The organism is Streptosporangium sp. NPDC001681 (genome assembly GCF_040298085.1).
Lineage (GTDB): Bacteria > Actinomycetota > Actinomycetes > Streptosporangiales > Streptosporangiaceae > Streptosporangium.
Genome location: NZ_JBEOZN010000137.1, coordinates 1 through 25,464, shown reverse-complemented (window position 1 = coordinate 25,464; position 25,464 = coordinate 1). Strand labels below are relative to the sequence as shown.

Sequence of the window (25,464 nt, the reverse complement as noted above, 5' to 3'; positions counted from 1 at the left end):
GACTTGGGTCGGTCCTGCCGACTCCGGGTGTGCATACCGAGAACATCAGCCGTTGTCTCACCCAGGCGACCCCGCCGTTGGCCCGGTAGTAGTCGTACCAGGAGGAGATGGCCGCGATCGGCACGATCGCCTTGAGGCCCTTGACCCCGGTCGCGGCGACGGCGTTGGGCAGCGTGCCGTTGTAGGAGACACCGATCATGCCGACGTTCCCGGTGGACCAGCCGGCTTTGACCTCGTTGCCGGCCGCGTCGAATCCGCGGGCACGGCCGTTGAGCCAGTCGATCGCGGCCTTGGGACCCGCGGTCTCGTTGTCCAGGCCGGTGGTGGGACAGCCGGTCGCCCGGCCCGAGCCGAGGTTCTCCACCAGCGCGATCGCGTAGCCGCGCGGCACGAAGTAGTTGTCGTAGTAGCCGCGGAAGGGCGGAGCGACCGCGCGGGCCACGTCGGAGCCGTCGCCGAACATCTCGTCGTGCAGGTCGTTGAACTTGTTGCGCCGGTACTCCATGCCCGCGGGGTCGGAGCCGTCGAGGTCGACGACGTGGTTGGGCACGTCGTTGCCGCCCGCGTAGTAGGGGCTGGCCTCCATGATGACCGGGACCTTCATCCCGGACTCGGTCTCCTTGGGCCGCATTATGTCGACGGCGACCCGGTCGGGGAGCCCGTCGGCGTCACTGTCGACCCCGGCGACCTCGACGAACACGGTCTCGGTAAGCGCGTCGGCGCGCGAGTAGACCGGCTGGGTCTCGCCGTTCTCTATCAGGGGGGCCGCGGATCGGGCGGCCACCGCGGGTGAGGCGGCGGCCGGCAGGACACCGGCCGGCAGGATGACCGCCAGCGCGACGATGATCGTCTTCCATCTGTTCATCGGAGGAAGCTCCCAGAGGGTCGCATAAACCTGACAACTCCGGTCAATCTCCTGCGAAGCAATCTTGACCTGCAAGATCAAAGATATAACGAATAGGCGGCTATCTCGCGTTAAGCGCGAGTTCCGGGGTGTATTCGGGAGAATCGGTCGCCGCCCGCGGGACGCCATGCGCCCTTCGGGGGGTGTGAAGCAACCCGGTCGCCGCGCCTGGGCTCCTCCCTCCCGCTCGCGGAACCCCCATACGCGCATCGGGCGGGAAGGGTGCCGTTGAGGCAAGGATCAAGGAAGGTTAGCCTTACTTCATGCCTTCCCTCGATATCGGTGAGACCGGCCCGATCGTCACGGTCAACTCGGAAGAAGAACTCCGCCGGATCGTCGGCGAGGTCGGCGAGGTCGCCCTGCGCAAGGACATCGGTCACCTCGACGAGAACGCCCGGGACTTCATCGCCACCTCGCCCTTCCTGCTGCTGGCGACCTCGGGATCCGACGGCACCTGCGACGTCTCCCCGCGCGGCGAGGAACCCGGCGGCGTGCTGGTCCTCGACGACCACACGCTGGTGATCCCCGAGCGGCCCGGCAACCGCCGGCTCGACAGCCTGCGCAACATCGTCACCAACCCGCAGGTCGGCCTGTTGTTCGTGGTGCCGGGCACCGAGGAGACCCTGCGCGTCAACGGGCGGGCGCGGGTGGTCAGCCAGGCCCCGTACATGGAAGGCCTGCGGGTGAAGGGGAAGGTTCCCACGCTGGCGGTCAGCGTCGAGGTGCGGGAGTGCTTCTTCCACTGCGCCAAGGCCTTCCGGCGCTCGGCGCTCTGGCAGCCGGAGCGGTGGCCGGACCGCGGGGCGCGGCCCACGCTGGGCCGGATCTTCAAGGAGCAGCTGGACCTGGAGTGGTCGGCCAAGCTCATCGACGACGACCTGAGCATCGACGCCCGCGAGAACCTGTACTGACGCGCGCACCGACCACCGGATCCGTTCGGGAGGCGCTCGCCGGCACGCCGCACCCGGTCAATGAGCGCCGGGGAAAACCCGTACCGGCGCCGGGCCCGGGCCTGGCAGGCTGTGCGGATGGAAGTACGGTACGTCCCGGATCACTCGGTGCTGTCGGTGGTGGTCGGCTCGCGGGCATACGGGCTGGAGAGCGAGGAGTCCGACGTCGACCGGCGCGGGGTCTTCGTGGCGCCGACCCGGCTGTTCTGGCGGCTGGCCAAACCGCCCACGCATGTCGAGGGGCCGCTGCCCGAGCAGTTCTCGTGGGAGGTCGAGCGGTTCTGCGCGCTTGCGCTGGAGGCCAACCCGACGGTCCTGGAGTGTCTGTGGTCGCCGGTCGTCGAGCACGCCACCGCCGCGGGCGAGGAACTGCTCTCCATCCGGGACGCCTTCGTCTCCGGACGAGCCGGACAGACCTTCGTCGGATACGCCAACGCCCAGTTCCGCCGGCTGGACCCCGAGCGTCCCAGATGGAAGCAGGCCATGCACATGGTCCGCCTGCTGATCAGCGGCCTGCACCTGATCCGCCACGGCGAGCCCCTGGTCCGGATGGACGCCCACCGCGACCGGCTGCTCGCCGTACGGCGGGGAGAGCTCTCCTGGGATGAGGTCGACCGCTGGCGCTCCGAGCTGACCGCGAGGTTCGACGGTACGGGCACGCTGCCGGCCGAACCCGACCGGCGGCGCGTGGACGAATATCTGGCGAGCACAAGGGAGGCGGCGCTGTGACCGTTACCCTGCCGTCCTGGCTGGCCGAGATCCCCGCCGGGCAGACACACCCGACCGCCTTCGCCACGATCAGCGGGGCGCACCTGTACGGTTTCCCCTCCACCGACTCCGACGTCGACCTGCGCGGTGTTCACCTGCTGCCGCTGGAGGAGGTGGTCGGCCTGCGGACGGGAAGCGAGACCCTCACCCGCTCCTGGGTGCGCGACGGTGTCGAGGTGGACCTGGTCACCCACGACCTGGCCAAGTTCTGCCGCCTGCTGCTGCGCCGCAACGGCTATGTGCTGGAACAGTTGCTCTCCCCGCTGGTGGTGGCCACCTCGCCGGTCCACCGGGAGATGATCGCCGTCGCCCCCGGCTGCGTCACCCGCCACCATGCCCACCACTACCTGGGATTCGCCCGCACCCAGTGGCGGCTGTTCGAGCGCTCCGGCGAGCTCAAGCCGCTGCTCTACACCTTCCGTGTGCTGCTCACCGGCATCCGTCTGATGCGCACCGGAGAGCTGGAGGCCGACCTCACCCGGCTCTCCGGCGGGCCGTCGTATCTCGGTGACCTGATCGCCGCCAAGCGCTCCGCCGAGCACGGCCCGCTGCCGGCGGACGCGCCGGAACCGGAACGACTGGCGGGCGACGTCACCCGGCTGACCGGGGAACTGGAGGAGGCGCGAGACGCCTCCCGCCTTCCCGACATCGCGCCGTCGGCGGACGCGGTGCACGATCTCGTCGTCCGCACTCGCCTGTCAACGAGAACCGCGATGGCCTGAACCTCCGTCGCGGCCGTCAGGCGCACCCGGCCGCCGGAGCAGCGGTGGGTGAGCTCGTCGCTCAGAGTCTCGGGGAGGGAGGGAGCGACGGCTGTCGCGGCCGGCGGCCCGTCTCGCCGCCGCGCAGCAGTTCCCACCAGCTCTCCAGCAGCGGGACGTCGGCGGTGTCGACGCGCTCGCCCGGGCGGGGGACGGCGAGGCGGACGTCACGGGCCTTGGCCTCGCGCCAGAGACGGTCGACCGGTTCGGCCCAGGGGTGCGTGGCCAGGGTGAAGGTCGCCCAGTGGACCGGGAGGAGCAGCCTGCCGCCCAGGTCGAGGTGGGCGTTGACCGCCTCCTCCGGGTTCATGTGGATGTCGGGCCAGGCGGCGTTGTAGGCGCCGATCGGCATGAGCGTGAGGTCGAACGGGCCGTGCGCGGCGCCGATCCCGGCGTAGCCGTCGAAGTACCCGGAGTCGCCGGCGTAGAAGACCTTCCTCTCCCGGCCGGCGATGACCCAGGAGCCCCACAGGGTGACATTGCGGTTGAGGGTGCGACCGGAGAAGTGACGGGCGGCGGTCGCGACGAACCGCAGGCCCGCGACGCTCGCCTCCTCGTCCCAGTCGAGCTCGACGATCCGCGAGGCGGGCACGCCCCAGCGCTCCAGGTGGGCGCCGATCCCCAGCGGCACCAGGAACGGCGCGGTCTGCAGCGTGAGCAGGCCGCGTACCGTCGCACGGTCGAGGTGGTCGTAGTGATCGTGCGAGATCACGATCGCGTCGAGCGGCGGGAGGCCTGCCAGCGGCCCCGGCATCGGGTGCAGGCGCCGCGGGCCGACCAGCTGGGAGGGCGAGGCGCGCCTGCTCCACACCGGGTCGACGAGCACGCGGCGGCCCTCGATCTCCAGCAGCGCGGTGGCGTGACCGTACCAGATGACGCTCAGCCCGGTCGGGGACGGCCCACCCACCGGTGCGGTCACCACCGGGACCGGCGTGGCCGGGCGGCGCTCCTCGCGGTTGTGCAGCATGTTCCAGGCGATCTCCCGCGCGCTCTGCGGCGAGGGTACGAAGACGCCGGGCGTGGAGTTGCGAAAGAGGCCGTCGTGGAACTGCGGCGAGCGGCGCATCCGCTCCAGCCGCTCCCCCCTGGCCCTGCCCCCGAGTTCCGCGGGGATGTCCTTCAACGCCCATCCGGCGGCGGCCAGTGCCAGCCCGCCCACGAGGAGACGCCCGATCGATCTGCTGCCCGCCATGCGGCCCACGCTCCTGAAGTCGCCAGTGCCTGCAGAACGATCTCGGCTCCGCGGCTGTTCCCGTCATGCCTTGGGCGGAACCCGCCCAGCGTCGCGACGAACGGGGACCGGAAGGCATCATGAGGAACGATCCCGGCTCCGCCACCGCTCCCGTCACACCATGGGCAGGACCCGCCCGGCAGCATGAGAACCCGGGACCGGAGGGCACCGCTGGGGGTGGGACGCCGCACGGCGACTTCACCGGTCACCAAAGAAGACGAACAGCCCCAAAATATAACGTCATACTGTAAAAGTAGCGATCATGTAGTTATGAAGGTACAAATGCCGCGCACTGTCATGGAGGCCGAAGCCATCCAGGACGAGCTCAGAGCACTGCTCGACCTGACCGGCCCCGGTCCCCGCAGTCCGGCCAGGGTCGCGGGAGTGGATGTCGCCTACGACAGGGACCGGCTGGCGGCGGCGGTGACCGTGCTGGACGGGACGACGCTGGAGATCGTCGAAGAGGTCGCCGTCAGCGGGAGGGTGGCCTTCGACTACGTCCCCGGGCTGCTCGCCTTCCGGGAGGTTCCCGCCCTGCTGGACGCCCTTGAACGGCTCTCCGTGACCCCCGACCTGGTCGTCTGCGACGGATACGGCCTGGCGCACCCGCGCCGCTTCGGTCTGGCCTGCCACCTCGGCGTGCTCACCGGACTGCCCACGATCGGGGTCGGCAAGACCGCCTTCGTCGGCACCTATCCCACGCCCGCGCCCGAGCGGGGCTCGTGGGCCGACCTGACGCTGGACGGCGACGTCGTCGGCCGCGTGCTGCGCACCCGGCACGGGGTCAAGCCCGTCTTCGTCTCCGTGGGACACCGTGTCGACCTCGCCACGGCCTGCCACAACGTGCTGAACCTGACACCCCGCTACCGCCTTCCCGAGACGACCCGCGCCGCCGACCGGCTCTCCCGCGAGGCACTGATCGAAAACTGTCGTCCGGACCTGGTTGGATTCACTCAATACCACGAAATGGGATGAAGTGAGCGACAACGAGTGGGCCGAGGACGTCGACGCGTGGTGCGACACCAACCTGGCGCGGATCCGCCGGCGACTGGCGAGCGGGTTCGATCCCGGGCAGTGGCTACCGTGGCTGCGCACGACGCCCCTGCACCGGGCCGCCCAGGAGGGTGCCGTCCAGGTGATAGAGCTGCTGCTGGCCTCGGGCGCGGAGGTCGACCCCGTCGACGCCGACGGCGCCACCCCGCTCTGGGAGGCCGTGCGCCACGGCTGGGACGACGCCGTGCGGGTCCTGCTCGCCGCGGGCGCGGACCCCTGGCGGCCGTGCATCGCGGGCCGCTCCCCCGGCTCCCAGGCGCTCTTCACCGAACTGGCCGACCTGTTCGCCCAACTGCCTGGGGCTCCCACCGTCAGCCCCAGGCTCCGCGAGCTCCAGGACACCGTCGACGCGATGATGTTCTCCTACGAGGACTACAACGAGGGACTGTGCGTCGCCTTCGTCGGCGAGGTGACCGAGGAGGAGGTCATCCGCCGCCTGGGCGCCGTGCCGGAGTCGTGCCCGCCGCTTTCGACCGGCGAGCTGTGGAGCGCCGAGCACGCCTCCCCCGTGGAGGTCCTGCGGGTGGCCAGCCCGCCGGGGGGTGGGGTGGTGCTCTTCCAGTCCGACGGCATCCTGCCGGTGCACGACGGGGTCGGCCGTGCCGTCACCTCGGGCGGCGGAGTGCTGGCCGGGGCCTTCCCGTTCGCCAGCGCGTCCGTCGACATCTGGCGGGACGGGCTCCCCGCCGGACGGCCCTCGGTGCACGAGCAGCTCTCCGACAGCAGCATGGTCGAACTGTGGATGTGCCGTTTCGGCGACTGCGGCGCCCACCCCTCCACCGCGACCGAGCGCACCCTGGGCCTGATGACGCTGCTGACCTCCACCTACATCACCGAGGAGTGGTTGTGGAGCGCTCCGATGAGACTGGTCCCTGTCACACTGCGGTGAAATGGGTAGAGTCGCACAACGATGAGAATCCACACGATCACCGCGCTCTGGGAAGACATACCCGACGATGCCGACGACCTCGTCCTGGTACGCGGCGGGTTCCGGGTCTATCTCTGCCTGTGCGGCAGGCCACTGGCCGACAGGGCCGCGGCCGAGCTGCACGCGTCGGAGACCAACCAGTGCACCACCTGCCTGGGCAGCACCGTCGAGAACATCGTGCCCGACTTCTCCCAGCAGTGCACGGCCTGCGCCGGAACCGGCCGGCGCAGGGCGCAGCTGACCTGGCAGCTCGCCCACGCCGAGGCCGAGACGGTGATCACCGTCGAGTTCGTCCGCGGACTCATCGCCGGCTTCACCAAGCCGTTCCGGCTCTCCGAGGTGGCCGACCTGGTCCGCGACACCCTCAACCTCCCGGTGGGCCGGCTGCCGGTCGGCCCGCGGGTCCGCGACGTCCTGCGCACCCTGGAGGCGAGGGGCGAACTCGTGCTGCTCTCCGCCCCCGACGAACTCCTGCGCGGCACCTCGGTCATGCTCTACCGCGACCCCTACTGGGAACACGCCGCCGGCTGAGCGTCCTTCGCGGCTACATCTTCTCCGCCGCCGCGAGGTAACCCGCCAGCATGGCCAGCGCGACATCGCGTACCGCGTCGTCGCCGGGCAGGAAATCGGCGCTGTGCATGCGTACGTCCGTACCGTCACCGACCCCGACGAACATCATCAGGCCGGGCAGCACCGCGGAGAGATAGGAGAAGTCGTCGGCGCCGAAGGAGAGCAGCGGCCGCGAGAGCGTGAGGCCCAGGTGGGTCAGGTGGGCACCGGCTCGGGTGGCGAGCCCGGAGTCGTTGTACAGGACCGGCTCCCCCCGGGTGATGCTCACCTTCGCCTCGCAGCCGTGGGCCCGCGCGACCAGGTCCGCGACCTCCTCCAGCCGGGCGTGCACCTGGTCGCGGATGCGCTCGCTCAGCGCCCTGACCGTACCGCCGGCCGTGGCCTCGTCGGGCACGACGTTGGCCGCGCTGCCGGCCGCCAGCGTGGAGACGCCGAGGACCGCCGAGCTGGTCGGGTCGACGTCACGGCTGACCACCCGCTGCAGGGCGACGACGACGTGCGCGAGCGCGAGCACCGGATCGCTGGTCAGATGAGGGTAGGCGGCGTGCCCGCCGCGGCCCCTGACCACGACCGTGAACTCGTCGGCGGCGGCGTTCACCGTGCCGGGGGTGGCCGCGACCTCGCCTCGCGGCAGGGTGGGCTGGACGTGCGCACCGATGATGGCGGTGATCTGGTGCTCCGCCAGCGACGGCGACCGGGCGATGTCGTGGGCGCCGGAGGGGTAGGTCTCCTCGCGCGGCTGGAGCATCGCGACCAGCGGGGGCGCGCCGGGGGTGTCACCGACCGCGTGGCAGAGCGTCACCAGGGCGGCGAGGTGCACGTCGTGCCCGCAGGCGTGCATGCGGCCCGGCCTCCCGGACGCCCAGTCGACGCCGGTCCGCTCGGTCACCGCCAGCGCGTCGAGTTCGGCCCGTACCGCGACCGCGGGCCCGGGGCCGCCGACACGCACCAGCGCGCCCGTACCGGCCACCGCGTCCACCGGGCGTCCGGGCAGCTCGGCCAGGATCAGGTCGCGGGTCGGCCCCTCCTCCCCCGACAGGTCGGGGTGGGCGTGCAGCCGGCGGCGCAGCTCCGTCGCGGCGGGCAGCCGGCGCTCCAGTGCCGCCCGGAGCCTCGCCTCGACGGAGTCGGCGGCCGAGCCGAAGGCAAGAGGCTCGATCATTTGGCCGGGTCCAGACCGTAGACGCGCAGGGCGTTGTCCACACCGATCATGGTGGCCACCCGGACGGCCTCCTCCTCGGCCCACTCGCCGGCGTCGACCCACCCGCGCAGTGCCCGGCCGAGCCCGCGGCGGAACAGGTGCGCTCCCAGCATGTGCAGCTCCGCCGGGCCCCAGGCATCCGAGGAGAACAGGGTCTTGGCGAACGGCGCGAGTTCCAGCGACTCGGCGATCAGCGCGTCCGACCGGCTGCCGGTGTAGTTGACGCCGAGACCGACGTCGAAGTAGACGTGCGGGAAGACCTGCGCGAGATAACCGGCGTTGCGGTGGTAGGGGTAGCAGTGCAGCAGCAGGATGTCCACGCCGTGCGGCTCGATGAGCTTCAGCCAGCGGGTGAGCAGCAGCGGGTCGCACATGTGCAGTTCCACATCGGGGTCCCCGTAACCGGCGTGCAGTTGCAGCGGCAGCCCGCGCTCCACCCCGGCCCAGAGTCCGAGGCGGAGCAGCACCGGGTCGTCCACCCGCCACTGGCCGCTCGCCTCACCGGCGGACAGCCAGCGGTCCGCCGCCAGGGCGACCTCCCGGTCACCGGGTGGTGCCGGGTCGAAGGCGAAGCCGTGCCGGTAGGCGACGATGCTCTTGAGGCCGACGGCGTCGGCGGTGCGGCGCTCCAACTCCTCGCGGAAGCGGCCCGGCAGCTCCGCGGCCGAGACCCCCGAGGCGGCCACCTGCTCCAGCACCCGCTCGATGCGGACCACCTCGTGCGCGGGCCGCCCCGACGCCTCCGTCATCCCGGCCGGGTCCAGGACGTCGTCGCCCCGATAACCGGTCTCCAGCAGGAAGCGGCCGATGCCGCTGGCGGCCAGTAGCAGCCGGTTCACCTCGGCGGCGCCCAGTTCGGTGCGGCGCGCCAGGTATTCCTCCGGTGCGGCGTGGGCGGGCAGGCCGAGGACCGGCGCGCACCAGCGGCGGATCGCGAAGCCGAGCTGGGAGTCGAACTGGGTCATGAACGCCGGGATCGGCCGGTCGGACTCGGTCACCAGCGTCTCGAACTCACCGCGGCCCAGGTCTCCCGAGGAGGCACCGTGTACATGGTGGTCGACCAGGGGCAGGGTGGCGAGCACGCTCTCCAGGTCGCCGGCCACGTCCCCGGAGAAGTTCTCAGTAGACATCGGCGACCTTCCGGCAGAGCTCGTGGTCGGGCAGTCCTTTGACGCAGGCCAGCTCGGCCCGTCGCACGGCGAGGAACGTGTGGAGCAGTTCGTGGGGGAACCAGCCTCGGGCGACCTCGTCGGCCTCCAGCGCGGCGAGGGCCTCAGGCAGGGAGCCGGGGAGCGCGGGCTCTTCGGCCAGGTCGGCCTCGGTCGCGGTCTCCGGCCACACCCGGGCGGGCTCGGCCCCGGCCAGTCCCGCGAGGCCGGCGCGGATCAGGACGCCGAGCACCAGCCACGGGTTGGCCGTGGCGTCCGCCGCCCGGTACTCCAGGTGGAGCTGGCCCGCGGGGTCGGCGCCGCCGATCTCGACGGTCGGCGCGATGCGCAGCAGCGCCTCGCGGTTGCGCTCGGCGAGGAAGACCCCGCCTGCACTCCACCGGTGCGGGGTGAGCCGCAGGTAGGAGCCGACGCTGGGCGCGGTGACGGCCACCACCGCACCGGCGTGCCGCAGGATTCCGGCCGCGAACCTGGCCGCGGTCGAGGAGAGCCTGCCGGGTGCTCCGGCGTCGAACATCACCGGGCCGCCACCGACCTCGCGGAGCGAGAAGTGCACGTGGACGCCGTTGCCGACGCCCGCGGGGTCGGCCAGCGGGACGAAGGTGACCGAGTGCCCCCGGCGGCGGGCGAGGTCGCGGACGAACTCGCGCAGCAGGACCGCCCGGTCGGCGGCGACCATTCCGGGGGCGGGCCGCAGGGTGATCTCGAACTGGCCGTCCCCGTACTCGGGGAGCCAGCTCTCCGGCTCCAGCCCGGCCGTCTCCAGCAGCGCGACCAGGTCGGTGCCGAACGGCTCGGCGCCGCGCAGGCGCTGGAAGGAGAAGGGCGGCGCCTCGGCCTGGCCGCCGAGCATGAACTCGTGCTCGAAGGAGGCGTTCACCTCAAGGCCCGCGATCTCCCTCAGGTCCGCCAGCGCGCGGGCGAGAAAGCCGCGCGGGCAGCCGGGCCAGGGGCTGCCGTCCAGGCCGGTCTGGTCGGCGAGGTAGAGGCGGGTGCCCGGCACCGGACCGTCGGCGGGCAGGTCGACGGCCGTCGCGGGGTCGGGGAGCAACCTCAGGTCGCCCACCGAGCCGAAGACGTTGTCGTCGGCCAGGTGGCCGAAACAGGTCAGCGCCAGATCGGCGGGGACCCACCCCACTCCGGTACGCAACGTCTGGTCCAGCCGGGCCACCGGGGTAGCCCGGCCCCGCACCTGGGCCGCGAGGTCACAGGTCGCCACGAAGGCGGTCCCTGTCGTCATCGGCTCTCTCCTCCCAGTCCGGTCCGCACCTCGCGTCCCGGCCGCCCTAAGTGAAACATATGGTTCACATGTATGGTCAAGGCGGCGGAATGAAACTTAGCATGCGTGTTACCTGATAGCCCTGACAGAAACGCCCAGGTCATATGTGTCGAGCCGGCAGGAGGCCGCTCCCGCCCGGCATCACCGGAAGGCATCCCATGACGGACAGCTTCTCTCCCGGCAGGCTCAACGGGACGGTCGTCCTGGTCACCGGCGGAGCCCAGGGCATCGGCCGGGGCATCACCGGGGCGTTCCACGAGGCGGGGGCGACGGTCGTCGTCGCCGACCTCGACGAGACGCGCATGGCGAGGGTCACCGCGGAACTCGCCGCCGTCCCGGGCGGCTCACCGGCGACGGCCTCGGCGGTGCGCCTGGACGTGCGCGACCCGGGGTCGGTGACCGCCGCCTTCGAGCAGGCGACCGCCCTGCACGGCGGGGTGGACGTGCTGGTCAACTGCGCCGGGGTCTATCCGAACACCCCGGTCCTCGAGATGACCGCCGCGGAGTGGGACGAGGTGTTCGCCGTCAACGTCCGCGGCGTGATGCTGGCCTCGCAGGCCTTCGCCCATACCTCCGGCTCCCTCGGGGGCGGGCGCCGGATCGTCAACGTCTCCTCCGGCGCGGCCCGCTCGGCCCGAGTGGGCGCCGCCCACTACTGCTCGTCCAAGGCGGCGGTGGAGATGCTCACCAGGGTCCTGGCGCTGGAGTTCGCCCCGTCACAGATCACCGTCAACGCCGTCGCCCCCGGGCTGATCGAGGTCCCGGCCACCGTGGCGCTCTCGGCCGAGTACGTGGCGGCACTGGTCGCCGGGCAGCCGGTGCACCGCATGGGCACGCCGGCGGAGATCGCGCGGGCGTGCGTGTTCCTCGCCGATCCGGACTCCTCCTTCATCACGGGGAGTGTTCTCGACGTGGACGGAGGCTTCCTGGCCGGAACGGCCCTGCCGCCGAGCTGATCCATGTTTTACGAGATCAGAGCGGTACGACGGATCGAGTTTAAGTAACAAACCTTTTACAGGTCTAGCCTTTGCCGCAGGATGCAACATACGTTTCAATTGTCGACAGTGACAGAACGTTGCAAAACAGGCATGTGACGCCCTCCGGCATGTCCCGCATGCGTTCGTCCCCTCGTCCCACAGACGCAGAGAGGCTTCACCGTGGCCCGTTCCCCCTTCCTCCGTCCCCGGACGCCCATCCGGGCGATCACCGCCGTCGCGGTGACCGGCGCCCTGGCGGCGCTCACCGCCTGCTCCTCCTCCACCTCCCCCGACACCTCCGCCGCGGAGACCGGCGGCGCGGCCGGCGCGAAGGAGATCCAGATCGGCCTGCTCGCCCCGCTGACCGGGGGCCTGGCATCCGACGGTCTGGGCATGAAGCAGGGGGCCGAGCTGGCCATCAAGCAGCTCAACGAGGCCGGTGGCGTCAACGGGTACACGTTCAAGCTCAAGGTCGTGGATGTGCAGAGCCAGTCCAACGACGCGGTGACCAAGGGCGTGCAGACCCTGACCGACGACGAGTCGGTGAAGGCGGTCGTCACCGGCTACGCCTCCACGTCCAACTTCGAGATCGACGAGTTCGCCGCGGCGGAGAAGGTCTACCTCATCGGCGGCAACACCGCGCAGACCCAGGCCATCATCGAGAAGGACCCGGCGAAGTACCCCACGGTCTGGTCGATCACCCCTGACTACGACGCCTACGGCACCGAGCCGGTCGACCTGGCGGAGTCCTGGGCCGAGCAGGGGCTGTGGAAGCCGCGCAACAAGTCGGCGTTCATCGTCCGCTCCGACAACCCCTACAGCGAGAACATCGCCGACGGCCTGGTCAAGCACTTCAAGGCCAAGGGCTGGAGCATCGCCGGCCAGGAGAAGGTGCCGTTCGGCACGGTCAACGACTGGGGCACGGTCCTCGGGAAGATCCGCTCGGCCGACCCCGACTTCATCGTCAACACCGACTACCAGGTCTCCAACGAGGCCAGCTTCCTGCAGCAGTTCCTGCAGAAGCCCACCGAGTCCCTGGTCTTCATGCAGTACGGCCCCAACCAGCCCCAGTTCTTCGAGCTGACCAAGCAGCAGGCCGAGGGCGTGCTGTTCAACAACCTCGCGGGCATGGTGCCCTCGCCCAGCTACCCGCCGGCCGCGCAGCTGCAGAAGGACTGGCAGGCCGCGTACGGGACCGACAACGTCGACCCGCAGGGCGTGATGACGTACGTGGAGACCATGATCTACGCCGATGCGCTGCGCGAGGTCGGCGACCCCGACGACGCGCTGGCGATCGGTGCCGCCATCGGCAAGAGCGACAGCGAGCGGGCCTCCGGCCGGATCGTGTTCGACCAGGCCACGCACCTGGCCAAGCAGGGTGACGACTACGTGCCGCTGCAGTCCTTCCAGTTCCAGGACGAGAAGCGGGTGCTGATCGCCCCTGAGAAGTACAAGTCGGGTTCCTTCCAGCTCCCGCCGTGGATGAAGAAGTGACCTCGGCTCCCCTGGCGCTGCCGCCGGGCAAGCGGATGGCCGTGGCGCTGACCTTCGACTTCGACGCCCACTCCCCCTGGATGGGCACCATGGGCCGCACCTCGCCGTCCTACCTGTCGCGTGGTGACTTCGGCGCCGAGCAGGGGGTGCCCCGGCTGCTGGAGCTGCTCGGCCGCAACCACCTGCCGGCGACCTGGGCCACCCCCGGCCACGACCTGGTGACCTTCCCGCACCGCATCGAGCAGATCCTGGCGGCCGGGCACGAGATCGCCGCGCACGGCTGCTACCACGAGGTCGTGCCCGACCTGGGGCCCGACGAGGAGCGCCGGCTCATGGAGGTCGCGCTGCGCCAGCACGAGCAGGTCGTCGGGCGCCGCCCCCGCGGCTACCGCTCGCCCGCCTGGGACTTCTCCGAGAGCACGCTGGGCCTGCTCGAGGAGTTCGGCTTCGACTGGGACAGCTCGCTGATGGGCCGGGAGTTCGAGCCGTACCGGCCCCGACGGGTCACGGTGAACTACGAGTCGGCCAGCGAGTTCGGCCCGGAGAGCCGGATCGTGGAGATCCCCGTGTCGTGGTATCTCGACGACTGGCCCTCGGTGGAGTACGTTGCCGGGGTCTCCCCGCTGGGTTCCCACCGCGACATGGAAGACCGCTGGAACACCATCTTCGACTACGCCCACCAGCGGGTTCCCGGCGCGGTCTACGTGCTCACCATGCACCCGCAGACCATCGGCCGAGCCCACCACCTGCTCGTCCTGGAGGCGTTGATCGAGCGGATGCTGGCGGCGGGCGACGTCTGGTTCGCGACGCTGAGCGAGATCGCCGATGCCTGGCAGGGCTGAGCCGGGCGCTCCCCGGGGAGCCGGCGGGATGGTCACCGCGCCCGACCCGAGGGCGGCGCGCGCGGGGGCGTCGATGCTGCGCGCCGGCGGCAGCGCCGTGGACGCGGCGGTCGCCACGGCCTTCGCCACCGGAGTGGTCGAGCCCTACATGAGCGGGCTCGGCGGCGGCGCCTGGCTGGTGGTGCGCGAGCCGGGCGCCCCGGCCGCGACCGTCGTGTGCGGCCCGATCCTGGCTCCGGGCCTGGCGCACCCGCGGATGTTCGCCCCGGCGGCGTCCGCGACCGGCACCGGCCTGTACAACTGGCCGGCCGTGCGTGACGACGCGAACATCGTCGGCCCGCTGTCGGTGGGCGTCCCCGGAGCGGTCGCCGCGTTGTGCCGGGCGCACGCCAGGTTCGGCCGCCTGCCACTGGCCCAGGTGCTCGCCCCGGCGATCGAACTGGCCGAGGCGGGGCACGAGACCAACTGGTTCGCCTCCTCGGCGATCTGCGCCGAGGCCCGGACGCTGCGGGCCTTCCCCTCCTCCTCGGAACTCTTCCTGCCCGACGGCCTGCCGCTGCGCGGCCCGTCCCAGGGCCCCGGCGACAGGCTCGTCCAACCCCGGCTGGCCCGGGTGCTCCGCGAGATCGGCGCCGGTGGCCCTGACGCGTTCTACCTGGGCCGGGCCGCCCGCGCGATCGCGACGGCCGTCACCGGGGCCGGTGGCCTGCTGTCGGAGAAGGACTTCGCCGGGTATGTCGCCGACGAGTCCGAGGTCCTGCCCGTCGAGATCGGCCCGATGCGGCTGTACGGCCCGCACGCCACCGGGGTGATCTCGGTGATCGAGGCACTGCAACTGGTCGAGGCCGCCCGGCGGCGTGGGCTGGATCCGGGGGCTCGCCTGTGGGCGCGGGTGCTGTCCCACGCCTTCGAGGACCGGCTGCGCGAGGTCACCACCTCCCAGGAGGGTCCGGCGAGCTGGGCCCGGTTGGCCTCCCCCGAGTACGCCGACGAGATGGTGGCCCGCTGGATCGCGGGCGGGAACAACCCTCCCGCGCCTCCCGGCGGCTCCGCCAGGGCGGGGTGCACCTCGCACATGTCGGCGGTCGACGACGAGGGCATGACGGTCTCGCTCACCCAGACGGTGCTCGACCTGTTCGGCTCCCGCATGGTGGAACCGGAGACCGGCATCGTGCTGAACGACGGGATGATGTACTTCGACCCCCGCCCCGGCCGGGTGACCAGCGTCGCTCCGGGCGCGGCCGGGCTCAGCGCGGTCAGCCCCGTCGTGCTGACCGGCCCAGGGGACGCCGAGGCGACGCTCGGCGCCTCGGGCGGGCGGCGGATCATCTCCGCCGTCGCCCAGATCGCCGCCCGCTGGCGTGACGGCGCGGACCTCCAGGAGGCTATCTCGGCGCCGAGGATCCACGCCGAGGGCGACCGCGTCTGGCTGGACACGCGCGACGCAGGGGCCTCAGCCGACCTCTCCGCCGCCGGGTTCGACGTCCAGGTCGTCACCGAGGAGCCCACCACCTGGCACTTCGCCCGGCCCAACGGCATCGCGCGGCGCGGTGGCGGAGCGTGGTCCCCCGGCGTCGACCGGATGAAGCCGTACGGGGTGGGCCTGCCCGGCGGATGAGACAGGCCGGCCGAGACGGCCACCCGGTCGCGGCCCACCACGGCCGACCAACACCACGAGTACCAGCAGATTGAGGGAGATATCGCGATGGCGAGCACTCTGACCGGGCAACGCGCCCTGGTCACAGGCGCGGCGGGCGGGATCGGCGCGGCCATCGCGCACCGCCTGCGCGCGGAGGGGGCGCGGGTCATGATCGCCGACGTCGACGTGGAACGCGGGACACGTACCGCCCTGGAGTTGTCGGGGGACGGCCCCGCATGCGTGTTCCAGGCGGCGGACGTGTCCGACGAGGGCAGCGTCGAGGCGCTGTTCGCGCGGGCCTCGGACGAGTTCGGCGGCCTGGACATCCTGGTCAACAACGCCGGCATCGCGGAGAGCGGCGGCGGCGTCACCGGCGTACCGGTCTCCGAGTGGCGCAGGGTCATGGACGTCAACGTCACCGGGACGTTCCTGTGTGCCAGGGCGGCCTTCCCGCTGCTGGCCGCGGGCGGGGCGGGCGCCATGGTCAACCTGTCGTCCATCTTCGGGGTCACCGGCCTGCCGGCCTTCCCCGCCTACTCCGCGGCCAAGGGCGCCATCGCCAACCTGACCCGGCAGCTCGCCGTCGAGGGCGGCCCGCGGGGAATCCGGGTCAACGCCGTGCTGCCCGGCTACGTCGACAACGACATGGGCGACTCGCGGAGCCTGCTCGACGCCGAGGCCGCCGCGGAGTCCCTGCGGCAGCGCGAGGCGGCGGCGGCCCGCCAGCCGGCCGGGCGGCAGTGCTCACCGGACGAGATCGCCGCGGCGGTCGCGTTCCTGGTCGCCCCGGACGCCTCGTTCGTCAACGGCGTGCTGCTCCCGGTCGACGGCGGTTTCCTCGCCCAGGGCGATTGGCGCGGGCCGGGGCAGGTCGCGTCGTGAACGGGAACTCGCAGGTCATCCTCGCCGCGCACGAGGTCGGCAAGTCGTTCGGCAGCCTCAGGGCCGTCGACGGCGTCTCGATGTCGGTGACGCGCGACGAGGTCTTCGGCCTGGCCGGCCCCAACGGCGCGGGCAAGAGCACGCTGTTCAACCTGCTCACCGGTATCCCGATCCGGCCCGACTCCGGAAAGGTGATCTTCGACGGTCACGAGATCCAGAACCGCTCGCCGCGCTGGATCGCCAAGGCCGGTCTCAAGCGCACCTTCCAGACCGAGGCCGTCTTCGAGTCGCTGAGCGTGATGGAGAACGTCCGTATCGGCTCGGCGTACGGCGGCGCGGGCAGGGCCAGGCGCTGGAACCCCGCCCGGTGCCGGGAGGCGCTGGACGCGGTGGAGCTCGGCGGTGATCTGAACCGCCCGGCCGACGGGCTTTCGCTGATCGACCGCAAACGCCTGATGATCGCCGGCGCGCTGGTCAGCGGCCCTTCGGTACTGCTGCTCGACGAGCCCGCGGCCGGCCTCGACCCGGCCGACCAGGACGCGCTGATCCGGTTGCTGGCCGGTGTGCACGGCACGGGCGTCACCATGGTGATCATCGAGCACGTGCTGTCGGTGCTGGAGGCGCTCGCCGACCGGATGGCGGTCCTCGACAGCGGCCGAATCATCGTGACCGGCCGGCCGGCCGAGGTCCTGTCCGACCCGAGGGTCGTCGAAGCCTACCTGGGACCGGGGGCCGCGCGATGAGCGATCTGCTGACCGTGGAGAACCTCACCGCCGGCTACGGCCAGGCGAAGGTGTTGCGCGGCATCTCGCTGCGCGTCGGACAGCACGAGGCGATCGGGCTGCTGGGGCCGAACGGCCACGGCAAGACCACGCTGCTGCGCTGCGTCTCCAACCTGCACCGGGCCGCCTCCGGCACGATCGCCTTCGCCGGACGGGACACCAGAGGCGAGTCCCCCGGCAGCCTGGTCAGGCGCGGGCTCATCCACGTGCCGCAGGGCTCGCGGCTGTTCCCGCAACTGACCGTGGAGGAGGCACTGCGGCTCTCCGCGTCCTCCAGCGGGCACTCCTCGACCTGGCGGGACGGGATCGACCAGGTGTTCTCGGTCTTCCCCAAGCTCAAGGAACGGCGCCGGCAACTCACCGGCACGCTCAGCGGCGGGGAGCGCCAGATGGCCAGCCTCGGCATGGGCCTGATGGCCCGGCCCACGCTGCTGATCCTCGACGAGCCCACGCTGGGCCTGTCACCGAAGGTCAAGCACGAGCTGAGCGAGTGCATCGTGCGGGTCCGCGCCGAGGTCTCGTCGGTCATCCTGATCGACGGCGACATGGACCTGGTGCTCGACCTGACCGACCGCTACCACGTCATCCTGCACGGCGACGTGGTGGACAGCGGCGCGTCGGACGGCAGCCGCAGCCGCGACGAGATGATGTCGCTCTTCCTGGGAGGGACCGCCGATGGACGGCATTAGTGTCATCGTGACGAGCACGCTCGTCCTCGGCGGCCTCTACATGCTCATGGCGGCGGGGCTGACGCTGATCTGGTCCACGCTGCGGGTCTTCAACTTCGGGCACGGCGCGCTGATGATGTTCGGCGCCTACCTGACCTGGACGCTGCTCGACGCCGGCGGGCTGCCGGTGGCGGTCGCGCTGCTCGGCGCCGTGGCGGCGATGGCGCTGATCGGGTTGGCCTACGAGTTCCTGCTGGTCAGCCCGTTCATCCGGCGCCCAGGAGGCGACATGCTGGTGATGGTCGCCACGCTGGCGGCCACGATGCTGCTGCAGAGCGGCGCCCAGCTGATCTGGGGGCCGGAGATCAAGCAGCTCCCGCCGTTCGGTGGCGCGCGCGTCGAGGTCGCCGGGGCGGTCGCCCAGGGCAGCCAGCTCGTCACGATCCTGCTGGCCCCGCTGCTGGTGGGCCTGCTGGCCCTGGTCCTCAAACGCACCGGCATCGGGCTGACCGTACGGGCGCTGGAACAGAACCGCGAGCACGCCCAGCTGCTCGGCATCGCACCGCGCCGGGTCTACGTCTTCGTGGTCGTGGTCGCGATCGGCCTGGCCACCGTGGCCGGGGCGCTGCTCGGCAGCATGCAGTTCATCTCCCCGGGCATGGGCGGCGACCCGCTACTGCGGGCCTTCGTGGTGCTCGCCTTCGGCGGAGCCGGCAGCCTGGCGGGCACCATCGCCGGCGCGTACGCCATCGGCCTGCTCGAGGCCGTCACCACCTACTACTTCGGGCTCTCCTGGAGCCCGGTCCTGGTCTTCCTCGCAATGATCGTGATCATGCTGGTCAAACCCGAGGGACTGCTGCGGACCAGGGTGAGGAGCGCGTGAACGTCATGACCAACCTGCGCTCCTGGGCCGGCTGGCCGGTCTACGCGATAGTCCTGGTGGCCCTGCCACTGGTCTTCACCGACCCGCACGCCCGGCTGCTGCTGATCCTCTTCACGATGTACGGCGTGCTCGCCATGAGCTGGAACCTCACCCTCGGTTTCGCCGGCATCTTCAACTTCGCCCAGATCGGGTTCTTCGGCATCGGCGCCTACACCACGGGCATCCTGGCCACCCGCACCGGCATCGACCCGTGGCTGGCCCTGCCGATCTCGGGGCTGTCGGCCCTGCTGGCCTCGCTGGTGGCGTTCCTGCCGGTGCTGCGGCTGCGCGGCATCTACGTGGGCCTGGCCACGTACGTCTTCTCCCAGCTCTGCATCTACCTGGTGCTCGGGCAGGCGGGCCTGACCGGCGGATCCAACGGCATCGTCGGCATCCCCCGGCTCAGCCTGGGCGACGTCAACCTGCGGGCCGACGGCCGGATCGGCTACTACTTCCTCGGTGCCGCGCTGCTGTTCGCGGTCACCGTGCTGGTACGGATGCTGACCCGCTCGACCCTGGGCATGTCGCTGCTGGCACTGCGCGACAACGAGGCGCTGGCCACCAGCCGGGGCGTCTCCAGGGTGCGCCAGCACCTGATCGTCTTCATGATCGGCGCGGCCGTGGCCGGGGTGGCCGGCAGCTTCAACGCCTTCCTCAACGGCGTGGTCAGCACCGACGTCTTCGGCTTCGGCTACCTGACCCTGCTGCTCAGCATGATCTTCCTGGGCGGCAGCGGCAGCGTCTACGGGCCGATCGTCGGCGCCGTGGTCGTCACCCTGGTCTCCGACGTGCTGCAGGACGCCGGGGCCTGGCGCGACATGGTGATCGCCATGCTGATCCTCGTGGTGCTCTGGATCGCCCCCAAGGGCCTGGCCGGCATCGCGAACTCCGTCCTCACCTCGCTCCGGCGGCCCCGCACCCCCGCTCCGGAGCCCCTTCCCACCACCTCGAAGGAGACCGTATGACCACCGAACACGACGTGACCCGCCGGGTGCTGGAGCAGGTCGACCTGCTCGCCGAGCGGATGGTCTCCAGCCTGGCCGACGCGATCGCCATCCCCAGCGTGAACCCGCGCTATCCCGGCCAGGAGTACGACAAGATCGTCGGGGCGGAGGGCGACGTCAGCGCGCTGCTCGGCGACCTGTACGCCGAGGCCGGGGCCGAGGTCACCAAGGTCACCGTGGAGCGGGGCCGCGACAACGCCTGCGGCGTCGTGTCCGGCGCCGGCGGCGGCCGGTCGCTGCTGCTCAACGGGCACGTCGACGTCGTACCGCCGGGCCGCCTCGACCGGTGGCGCGGCGACCCGTTCCGCGCCCAGGTCACCGACGACGCGGTGATCGGGCGCGGCGCGACGGACATGAAGGGCGGCCTGGTCGCCGCGGCCTACGCGGCCCTCGCGCTGCGCGGGGCCGGCGTGCGCCTGGCCGGTGACCTGGTCCTGCAGGGCGTCGTCGGCGAGGAGGTCGGCGACCACGAGGCGGGCACCACCGCGGTGCTGGAGGCCGGGTTCGGCGCGGACGCGGCCATCGTCTGCGAGCCGTCCGGGCAGGCGGGCACCCTGCCGGCGTCGGTGCCGGTGACGCCGGGCCTGCTCTGGTTCAGCGTCTCCCTGGAGGGCAAGACCGCGCACTCCGGGCTGCGGGGCATGACCGTGCACCCGACCCTGGAGGGCGACGCGCTCGGCGTCAACACCGTCGACAAGTTCTGGGTCGTCTACCAGGCGCTGCGCGCGCTGGAGGACGACTGGGCCCGGCACAACCGGCACCCGCTCTTCCCGCCCGGCTACTTCAACCTGCTGCCCGGCGTGCTGCGGGCCAACCCCTCGGGCATCCTGGTGCCCTTCTTCCTCGCCGACGAGCTGGTCGTGGAGTACTGCGTCTACCACCACCCCGACCGGTCCAACGAGGAGGTCATGGCTGAGATCGAGTCCCGGGTCATGGACGCCTGCCGCACCGACCCGTGGCTGCGCGAGCACCCGCCGCTGTTCGAGTGGAAGCTGCTCTGGCCGCCGTACTCACTGCCCGACGACGCCCCGCTGAGCGCGACGCTGGTCGGCGCGCACACCACGGCGGCCGGCGGGCAGCCGCCGCTGACGACCGGTTTCATGGGCGTGTGCGACCTGACCTGGATGGACCGCAAGGGCATCGGCGGCCTGGTGTACGGCCCGGGCGTCGGCTACACCGCGCACGCGGAGAACGAGTACGTGGAGATCGCCCAGCTGGTGCAGTCGGCGAAGACCTACGCGCTGACCGCGATCGACTGGTGCGGGCTCGCGGACGAGCGGTGAGCACCGGACGGCCGCGAGGCTGGGAATCGCCGATGGGCGGTGGGCGATGGGCCGCGAGCGGCGGGTGAGCGGTGAACGTCCGCCGGGCGGCGCCCGGTCCGAGGACGACGTTCTCTTTTCATACGGTTCGTGGCATGATCCCTTCCTTGCGACGCGCCGCACGATCCGGCGGTCGTCCATGAGGAGGCAACATGCTCGGCACCCCTGAGCCGCGCACCGTCGCGGCCCAGCTCCGCGACGTGCTGCCCAAGCTGCCCCGTGCGGAGCAGCGGGTAGCCCGCACCCTGCTCGCGGGCTACCCGACCGCCGGTCTGGAACCGCTGGCGACCGTCGCGAGCCAGGCCCAGACCAGCCCGGCCACCGTGCTGCGGCTGGCCTACCGGCTGGGCTTCGAGGGCTACCCGGAGTTGCAGCAGGCGCTCAAACGCGAGACCCAGCAGCGCTACTCCTCTCCCCTGGCCCAGTACGGCAGTGCCGAGGAGGACACCGGCAGGGTGCTGAGCCGGTCCCGCCGGGTGCTGCTGGACGCCACCGCCATGACCTTCGACCAGCTTCCCGAGGGGGAGCTGGTCAAGGCCGCGGAACTGCTGGCCGACCCCGGCCGCCGCATCTCGGCGGCCGGTGGCCGGTTCAGCACCATCCTGGCCCAGTACCTCATCGCCCACCTGCACCAGTTGCGTCCCAACGCGACGTACATCGCCGGGTCCACCGCCGACCACGCCGCCCACCTGCTCGACATGGGCCGCCGCGACGTGCTGGTGCTCTTCGACTACCGGCGCTACCAGCGCGAGACGATCGCCTTCGCCCGCGCCGCCGCGGCGCGCAACGTGAAGATCGTGCTGCTGACCGACCCGTGGCTGTCGCCCGCCGCCACGGTGGCGGACGTCGTGCTGCCCGCCCAGGTCCGCTCGCCTTCCCCGTTCGACTCGCTGACCCCGGCGGTCGCGCTGCTCGAAACGCTGGTCGCCGCGGTGGTCGAGCAGCTCGGCGAGGCGGGCAGGAGCCGGGTGGCCGAGTACGACCAGATGGCCGACGACGTGCTGCGCGAGGACGACGGGCCGCTCACCCCGACCGGCCCCGGCACCGAGCCGCCCCGCGGGACCCGGACGACCTCGGAAACCCACTCCTGACGGCACTCCCGACGGCACTCCCGACGGTGCCCCGTACGCGTTGACCGCCACCGTGTGCCAACGAGTACGGGGCACGCCCGATGCCCTCGGAGGCTCGGTCGTCAGGCCGCGCAGCCGGCGTACTCGTCGCGGCGCCGGAGCATGGCGACCAGCATCAGCGGGAACATCGCCACGTGGGCGAGCGTCATCATGGCCCCGCCGTCGACGAGCCCCAGCCAGAGCAGCGGGAAGAGTGGCACGACGGGGACGAACATGGCCGCGCACATCTCCAGGGTGGCCGCCCAGCCGTGGCCCCGATAACGCATCCAGATCGCCATGCCGACGGACATGTCGAACGCCATCAGCAGGTAGGCGAGCTCGGGCTGCCGCTCGTGGGAGAAGCCGAGCCCGACGGCGGACAGGAGCATTCCCAGGACGAACATGCCGGCGAACATCGCGATGACCATCTCGACGTAGTGCCAGGCGAACCTGCGCCGGCGGCGGGTGACGGTTGCTGTCTGAGTCATGCCTCCACCGTGCCGCCGTACCGGCCGCGTACCAAGAAAGGCCGCCGCAGAGGTCCGGAAACCTGGGATTCCTGTCCTTTCTGACATACGCTCGCCCCGTGATCGCACGCCGGATCGCCGTCATCGGATACGACGCGGCGGAGTTGCTCGACATCGCCTGCGTGACCACGACCCTGGAGAGCGCGAACTGGCATGGCGCCGATCCCTTCTACCGCTTTCGCCTGGCCACCCCCGGAGGCCGTCCCATCACCTGCGGCACCGGCCTGACACTCCAGGCCCAGGAGTCCCTCGAACGGGTCGCCGGGCCGCTCGACACGCTCATCGTGTCGGGAGGCATGGGCCACGAGGCCGCGGCCGGCAACCGATTGATCGTCGCTCACGTCCGCCGCCTGGCACGCGAGAGCCGCCGCGTCGCGTCGGTGTGCACCGGAGCCGACATCCTGGCCGCCGCGGGCCTGCTCGACGGCCGACGCGCCACCACCCACTGGCAGTCGGCGCACGAGATCGCCGCCCGCTACCCGAAGGTCGACATCGATCCCGGCCCGATCTTCATCCGGGACGGGGACACCTACACCTCCGCCGGCATCACCAGCGCGCTGGACCTCACCCTCGCCCTCATCGAGGAGGACCACGGCGCCGAGCTGGCACGGCGGGTGGCGCGGAGCCTGGTGACCTACCTGCAACGCCCCGGCAACCAGGCGCAGATGAGCATGTTCACCGCCGTCGGATCTCCGGAGAACGGCCTGGTCAAGCAGATCGTCGAGCACATCACGGGGCACCTGGACGCCGACCTGACCACGGCCACGCTGGCGAGCGGCGCGGGCGTGAGCGAGCGGCACCTGACCCGCCTGTTCCTCAGGCACCTCGGGCGGACCCCGGGCCGGTTCGTCCGCCAGGCCCGCACCGAGGCCGCCGCGCACCTGCTGGTCTCCACCTCCCTGCCGCTGGCCAGGGTGGCGGCCCGCTGCGGCTTCGGAACCACGGAGACACTGCGCCAGGCATTCGCCGACCGCTACGGAATCCCCCCTTCGCGCTACCGCGCCACGGCGACCTCCACAGGGCAGGATCACCTGAAAGTCGCCGGGAGAACCTCGACACGGTAAGTGATCCTGTCTCGACGGCAGGCCTCACCTGACAATGTCAGCGCCCTTGAAGACGGACCTGCCTCCGGGCGGCAATGACGGCCCCGAGGAAACCGAGGCGGCCGTGGTGGCGGCTCAGGGAATTCCGAGCCGAGGTCACTCCGCGCTCGGGCGACGCGATTACTTTCTTTCTCAAAGTGTTCTCTTGTATTCAGCGAGAGCGGTACGGATGTCGGCGGTGGCGGTGTCCTTTCCGAACATGCTGTAGACGGTGATCTCATGCTCCGCGGACTCGCCGAAAGGCTCGTCGCCGCCACCGTCACCATCCCACCGGCGCTCTCGCTGGTACTCATCGTAGTGTCCGATGAGGGTGGCGCACCCGGCCTGGACACGTTTCGCGCCCGCCCAGGCTCCACCACACGCCGGACGTTCGGTGAAGACCCAGTCGAGAACGTATATCCTGGGCCAGTCTTCCGTCCTCTTGAGTTCGACGAGTCTCTCGTTGAAATGAAAGAACTGATACTCCGAGTGACTGTTGTTGACTCTGGCCTTCTTCCCGTAAATGCCGTACTCCACCATCACCCCGACGCCCGTGCTGGTCGCGGTGAGCACCAGGTCGGGGAATACATCCGGCGAACACAGGGTTGGGTTTTTTTCGCGTCGGGTGAAATGGAACGCTGCAATGTTCTGGCCGGGCGTGACTCCCCCGCCCATGCGGAGCCTGGCCGCCGCCGACGTGTACACGCCCTGACCGTACGCCTCATTTTGCACCCATTCGTACTTCACACATTCCCCCTTTGCCCTGCGGGCTTTCACGACATTCGGACGTTACGTCACGGTACATAATCTGTCGAGTTATACATATCTCCCCCAAACGCCTATATCACCAGCCACCGCTCTTATGCGACAGGGCGTTAATCATCCAGATTTGCCGTGACCATACTCCGCCACCACCGACTCGATCATCAATACAAGAAGAAATAATCGTGTACTCAATTCACGTAAGCTTCAGTGAAATCGGGATACCGGCCGCACTCCGATGGTGTCACCGCACGATAAACGCCGCCACCAGGGCGAGTTGCGGGAAAAAGCGAGCACCACGCTAAACCACGGGTTGAACGTCTGCCGACCTACCCGCTCCTAACGTTTCCATAGTCGACAAAAGTCGGCGTCGGACCGAAGGGGTGGGTCATGCGGCGGCTGAGAAGTGAGCGGCGAAGGCCCGGTGTGATCGCCCCCCTGATCGGGCTGGCGGCGTGCGTCCTGTCCGCCTGTGCGGGCGAGCGACCGGCGTCGGCGCCGGGCTCGCTTCACCACGCCGGGGCCGCCGGTGGGACGCCGACCGCCACACCGCCCGGCGATGTGGCGGTCCCGGGTATCTCCTGAAATCCGCGAGCAAGGAGGAGTTCCTCGACGCGGTCCGGCGCACCGCGGGGGGC

Annotated in this window: 25 protein-coding genes and 1 pseudogene; 19 read left to right on the top strand and 7 right to left on the bottom strand. The window is 71.0% G+C overall.

Annotation, left to right across the window (positions count from 1 at the left end):
* Positions 1–865: CocE/NonD family hydrolase (locus ABT130_RS39510; RefSeq protein ID WP_350964471.1), on the bottom strand; the 865-nt coding region annotated here is incomplete at its 3' end.
* Between the two features lie 302 nt (positions 866–1,167).
* Here ABT130_RS39510 and ABT130_RS39505 point away from each other — a divergent pair.
* The 3 genes from ABT130_RS39505 to ABT130_RS39495 all read left to right on the top strand — a co-directional run bounded on the left by ABT130_RS39505 (position 1,168) and on the right by ABT130_RS39495 (position 3,344).
* Positions 1,168–1,815, top strand: coding sequence for a pyridoxamine 5'-phosphate oxidase family protein (locus tag ABT130_RS39505; protein ID WP_350964468.1), 648 nt, complete (start codon positions 1,168–1,170; stop codon positions 1,813–1,815).
* Between the two features lie 117 nt (positions 1,816–1,932).
* The gene (locus tag ABT130_RS39500; protein WP_350964465.1) at positions 1,933–2,583 is read left to right on the top strand and encodes a nucleotidyltransferase domain-containing protein; all 651 of its coding nucleotides are present in this window, start codon (positions 1,933–1,935) and stop codon (positions 2,581–2,583) included.
* Positions 2,580–3,344 (top strand): nucleotidyltransferase domain-containing protein, encoded by a 765-nt coding sequence (locus ABT130_RS39495; RefSeq protein WP_350927540.1) that lies wholly within the window; start codon positions 2,580–2,582, stop codon positions 3,342–3,344. The genes ABT130_RS39500 and ABT130_RS39495 overlap by 4 nt, the downstream gene beginning before the upstream one ends.
* A gap of 61 nt (positions 3,345–3,405) precedes the next feature.
* Here ABT130_RS39495 and ABT130_RS39490 read toward each other — a convergent pair whose 3' ends face one another.
* Entirely contained in the window at positions 3,406–4,575 is a 1,170-nt protein-coding gene (locus ABT130_RS39490) for an MBL fold metallo-hydrolase (protein ID WP_350964462.1), read from the bottom strand.
* Positions 4,576–4,896: 321 nt separating this feature from the next.
* Here ABT130_RS39490 and ABT130_RS39485 point away from each other — a divergent pair, with 321 nt between their 5' ends.
* Genes ABT130_RS39485 through ABT130_RS39475 form a run of 3 tightly spaced genes read left to right on the top strand, consistent with a single transcriptional unit; the run spans position 4,897 to position 7,126 of the window.
* On the top strand, positions 4,897–5,589 hold the full coding sequence (locus ABT130_RS39485; protein WP_451935398.1) for an endonuclease V: 693 nt from the start codon (positions 4,897–4,899) through the stop codon (positions 5,587–5,589).
* 1 nt (position 5,590) lies between these two features.
* The gene (locus tag ABT130_RS39480) at positions 5,591–6,556 is read left to right on the top strand and encodes an ankyrin repeat domain-containing protein (RefSeq protein WP_350964459.1); all 966 of its coding nucleotides are present in this window, start codon (positions 5,591–5,593) and stop codon (positions 6,554–6,556) included.
* 21 nt (positions 6,557–6,577) lie between these two features.
* Positions 6,578–7,126: a hypothetical protein gene (locus ABT130_RS39475; protein WP_350927532.1), complete on the top strand. Its 549-nt coding sequence runs from the start codon at positions 6,578–6,580 to the stop codon at positions 7,124–7,126.
* Between the two features lie 13 nt (positions 7,127–7,139).
* Here the strand turns inward: ABT130_RS39475 and ABT130_RS39470 are convergent, their stop codons facing one another.
* The 3 genes from ABT130_RS39470 to ABT130_RS39460 are packed head-to-tail and all read right to left on the bottom strand — an operon-like array spanning position 7,140 to position 10,775.
* Positions 7,140–8,327: a M20 metallopeptidase family protein gene (locus tag ABT130_RS39470; RefSeq protein ID WP_350927530.1), complete on the bottom strand. Its 1,188-nt coding sequence runs from the start codon at positions 8,325–8,327 to the stop codon at positions 7,140–7,142.
* On the bottom strand, positions 8,324–9,496 hold the full coding sequence (locus ABT130_RS39465) for an amidohydrolase family protein (RefSeq protein WP_350964456.1): 1,173 nt from the start codon (positions 9,494–9,496) through the stop codon (positions 8,324–8,326). The genes ABT130_RS39470 and ABT130_RS39465 overlap by 4 nt, the downstream gene beginning before the upstream one ends.
* Complete coding sequence (locus ABT130_RS39460) at positions 9,486–10,775, bottom strand: type I glutamate--ammonia ligase (RefSeq protein WP_350964454.1); 1,290 nt, start codon at positions 10,773–10,775, stop codon at positions 9,486–9,488. The genes ABT130_RS39465 and ABT130_RS39460 overlap by 11 nt, the downstream gene beginning before the upstream one ends.
* A 197-nt stretch (positions 10,776–10,972) precedes the next feature.
* On the opposite strand from ABT130_RS39460, the gene ABT130_RS39455 reads away from it, so the two are divergent.
* From ABT130_RS39455 to ABT130_RS39405, 11 genes are all read left to right on the top strand, one after another.
* A complete protein-coding gene (locus ABT130_RS39455) occupies positions 10,973–11,770 on the top strand; it encodes an SDR family NAD(P)-dependent oxidoreductase (protein WP_350964451.1) in 798 nt (265 codons plus the stop codon).
* 201 nt (positions 11,771–11,971) lie between these two features.
* Positions 11,972–13,285, top strand: a complete 1,314-nt coding sequence (locus ABT130_RS39450; protein ID WP_350927522.1) for an ABC transporter substrate-binding protein — start codon at positions 11,972–11,974, stop codon at positions 13,283–13,285.
* The gene (locus tag ABT130_RS39445) at positions 13,282–14,127 is read left to right on the top strand and encodes a polysaccharide deacetylase family protein (protein WP_350964448.1); all 846 of its coding nucleotides are present in this window, start codon (positions 13,282–13,284) and stop codon (positions 14,125–14,127) included. The genes ABT130_RS39450 and ABT130_RS39445 overlap by 4 nt, the downstream gene beginning before the upstream one ends.
* A 28-nt stretch (positions 14,128–14,155) precedes the next feature.
* The gene (locus ABT130_RS39440) at positions 14,156–15,745 is read left to right on the top strand and encodes a gamma-glutamyltransferase family protein (protein ID WP_350964445.1); all 1,590 of its coding nucleotides are present in this window, start codon (positions 14,156–14,158) and stop codon (positions 15,743–15,745) included.
* Positions 15,746–15,832: 87 nt separating this feature from the next.
* Positions 15,833–16,648: an SDR family NAD(P)-dependent oxidoreductase gene (locus ABT130_RS39435; protein WP_350927516.1), complete on the top strand. Its 816-nt coding sequence runs from the start codon at positions 15,833–15,835 to the stop codon at positions 16,646–16,648.
* On the top strand, positions 16,645–17,391 hold the full coding sequence (locus tag ABT130_RS39430) for an ABC transporter ATP-binding protein (protein ID WP_350964443.1): 747 nt from the start codon (positions 16,645–16,647) through the stop codon (positions 17,389–17,391). Before ABT130_RS39435 ends, ABT130_RS39430 begins: the two co-directional genes overlap by 4 nt.
* The gene (locus ABT130_RS39425) at positions 17,388–18,119 is read left to right on the top strand and encodes an ABC transporter ATP-binding protein (protein ID WP_350927512.1); all 732 of its coding nucleotides are present in this window, start codon (positions 17,388–17,390) and stop codon (positions 18,117–18,119) included. The genes ABT130_RS39430 and ABT130_RS39425 overlap by 4 nt, the downstream gene beginning before the upstream one ends.
* On the top strand, positions 18,106–18,981 hold the full coding sequence (locus tag ABT130_RS39420; protein ID WP_350927510.1) for a branched-chain amino acid ABC transporter permease: 876 nt from the start codon (positions 18,106–18,108) through the stop codon (positions 18,979–18,981). Before ABT130_RS39425 ends, ABT130_RS39420 begins: the two co-directional genes overlap by 14 nt.
* Before the next feature lie 5 nt (positions 18,982–18,986).
* Complete coding sequence (locus ABT130_RS39415; protein WP_350927610.1) at positions 18,987–19,985, top strand: branched-chain amino acid ABC transporter permease; 999 nt, start codon at positions 18,987–18,989, stop codon at positions 19,983–19,985.
* Positions 19,982–21,307, top strand: a complete 1,326-nt coding sequence (locus tag ABT130_RS39410) for an ArgE/DapE family deacylase (RefSeq protein WP_350964440.1) — start codon at positions 19,982–19,984, stop codon at positions 21,305–21,307. The genes ABT130_RS39415 and ABT130_RS39410 overlap by 4 nt, the downstream gene beginning before the upstream one ends.
* A 191-nt stretch (positions 21,308–21,498) precedes the next feature.
* Positions 21,499–22,437 (top strand): MurR/RpiR family transcriptional regulator, encoded by a 939-nt coding sequence (locus tag ABT130_RS39405; protein ID WP_350964437.1) that lies wholly within the window; start codon positions 21,499–21,501, stop codon positions 22,435–22,437.
* A gap of 101 nt (positions 22,438–22,538) precedes the next feature.
* Here the strand turns inward: ABT130_RS39405 and ABT130_RS39400 are convergent, their stop codons facing one another.
* Positions 22,539–22,943 carry a hypothetical protein gene (locus tag ABT130_RS39400; RefSeq protein ID WP_350927504.1) on the bottom strand — a complete coding sequence of 135 codons (405 nt, stop codon included), beginning with the start codon at positions 22,941–22,943 and terminating at the stop codon, positions 22,539–22,541.
* A gap of 98 nt (positions 22,944–23,041) precedes the next feature.
* On the opposite strand from ABT130_RS39400, the gene ABT130_RS39395 reads away from it, so the two are divergent.
* On the top strand, positions 23,042–24,046 hold the full coding sequence (locus ABT130_RS39395) for a GlxA family transcriptional regulator (protein ID WP_350964435.1): 1,005 nt from the start codon (positions 23,042–23,044) through the stop codon (positions 24,044–24,046).
* A 171-nt stretch (positions 24,047–24,217) separates the two neighbouring features.
* Here ABT130_RS39395 and ABT130_RS39390 read toward each other — a convergent pair whose 3' ends face one another.
* Positions 24,218–24,811 (bottom strand): hypothetical protein, encoded by a 594-nt coding sequence (locus ABT130_RS39390; protein ID WP_350964432.1) that lies wholly within the window; start codon positions 24,809–24,811, stop codon positions 24,218–24,220.
* A 470-nt stretch (positions 24,812–25,281) separates the two neighbouring features.
* Here ABT130_RS39390 and ABT130_RS39385 point away from each other — a divergent pair.
* Positions 25,282–25,464, top strand: a pseudogene (locus ABT130_RS39385) (hypothetical protein); the annotation flags it as partial.

Excerpts from the sequence above, each read along its gene's own strand:
- ABT130_RS39475 (WP_350927532.1), top strand. The coding sequence starts at position 6,578 with ATGAGAATCCACACGATCACCGCGCTCTGGGAAGACATACCCGACGAT.
- ABT130_RS39440 (WP_350964445.1), top strand. The coding sequence starts at position 14,156 with ATGGTCACCGCGCCCGACCCGAGGGCGGCGCGCGCGGGGGCGTCGATG.
- ABT130_RS39420 (WP_350927510.1), top strand. The coding sequence starts at position 18,106 with ATGGACGGCATTAGTGTCATCGTGACGAGCACGCTCGTCCTCGGCGGC.
- ABT130_RS39505 (WP_350964468.1), top strand. The coding sequence starts at position 1,168 with ATGCCTTCCCTCGATATCGGTGAGACCGGCCCGATCGTCACGGTCAAC.
- ABT130_RS39425 (WP_350927512.1), top strand. The coding sequence starts at position 17,388 with ATGAGCGATCTGCTGACCGTGGAGAACCTCACCGCCGGCTACGGCCAG.
- ABT130_RS39500 (WP_350964465.1), top strand. The coding sequence starts at position 1,933 with ATGGAAGTACGGTACGTCCCGGATCACTCGGTGCTGTCGGTGGTGGTC.
- ABT130_RS39470 (WP_350927530.1), bottom strand. The coding sequence starts at position 8,327 with ATGATCGAGCCTCTTGCCTTCGGCTCGGCCGCCGACTCCGTCGAGGCG.
- ABT130_RS39460 (WP_350964454.1), bottom strand. The coding sequence starts at position 10,775 with ATGACGACAGGGACCGCCTTCGTGGCGACCTGTGACCTCGCGGCCCAG.
- ABT130_RS39455 (WP_350964451.1), top strand. The coding sequence starts at position 10,973 with ATGACGGACAGCTTCTCTCCCGGCAGGCTCAACGGGACGGTCGTCCTG.
- ABT130_RS39405 (WP_350964437.1), top strand. The coding sequence starts at position 21,499 with ATGCTCGGCACCCCTGAGCCGCGCACCGTCGCGGCCCAGCTCCGCGAC.
- ABT130_RS39435 (WP_350927516.1), top strand. The coding sequence starts at position 15,833 with ATGGCGAGCACTCTGACCGGGCAACGCGCCCTGGTCACAGGCGCGGCG.
- ABT130_RS39410 (WP_350964440.1), top strand. The coding sequence starts at position 19,982 with ATGACCACCGAACACGACGTGACCCGCCGGGTGCTGGAGCAGGTCGAC.
- ABT130_RS39400 (WP_350927504.1), bottom strand. The coding sequence starts at position 22,943 with ATGACTCAGACAGCAACCGTCACCCGCCGCCGGCGCAGGTTCGCCTGG.
- ABT130_RS39465 (WP_350964456.1), bottom strand. The coding sequence starts at position 9,496 with ATGTCTACTGAGAACTTCTCCGGGGACGTGGCCGGCGACCTGGAGAGC.
- ABT130_RS39415 (WP_350927610.1), top strand. The coding sequence starts at position 18,987 with ATGACCAACCTGCGCTCCTGGGCCGGCTGGCCGGTCTACGCGATAGTC.
- ABT130_RS39485 (WP_451935398.1), top strand. The coding sequence starts at position 4,897 with ATGCCGCGCACTGTCATGGAGGCCGAAGCCATCCAGGACGAGCTCAGA.
- ABT130_RS39490 (WP_350964462.1), bottom strand. The coding sequence starts at position 4,575 with ATGGCGGGCAGCAGATCGATCGGGCGTCTCCTCGTGGGCGGGCTGGCA.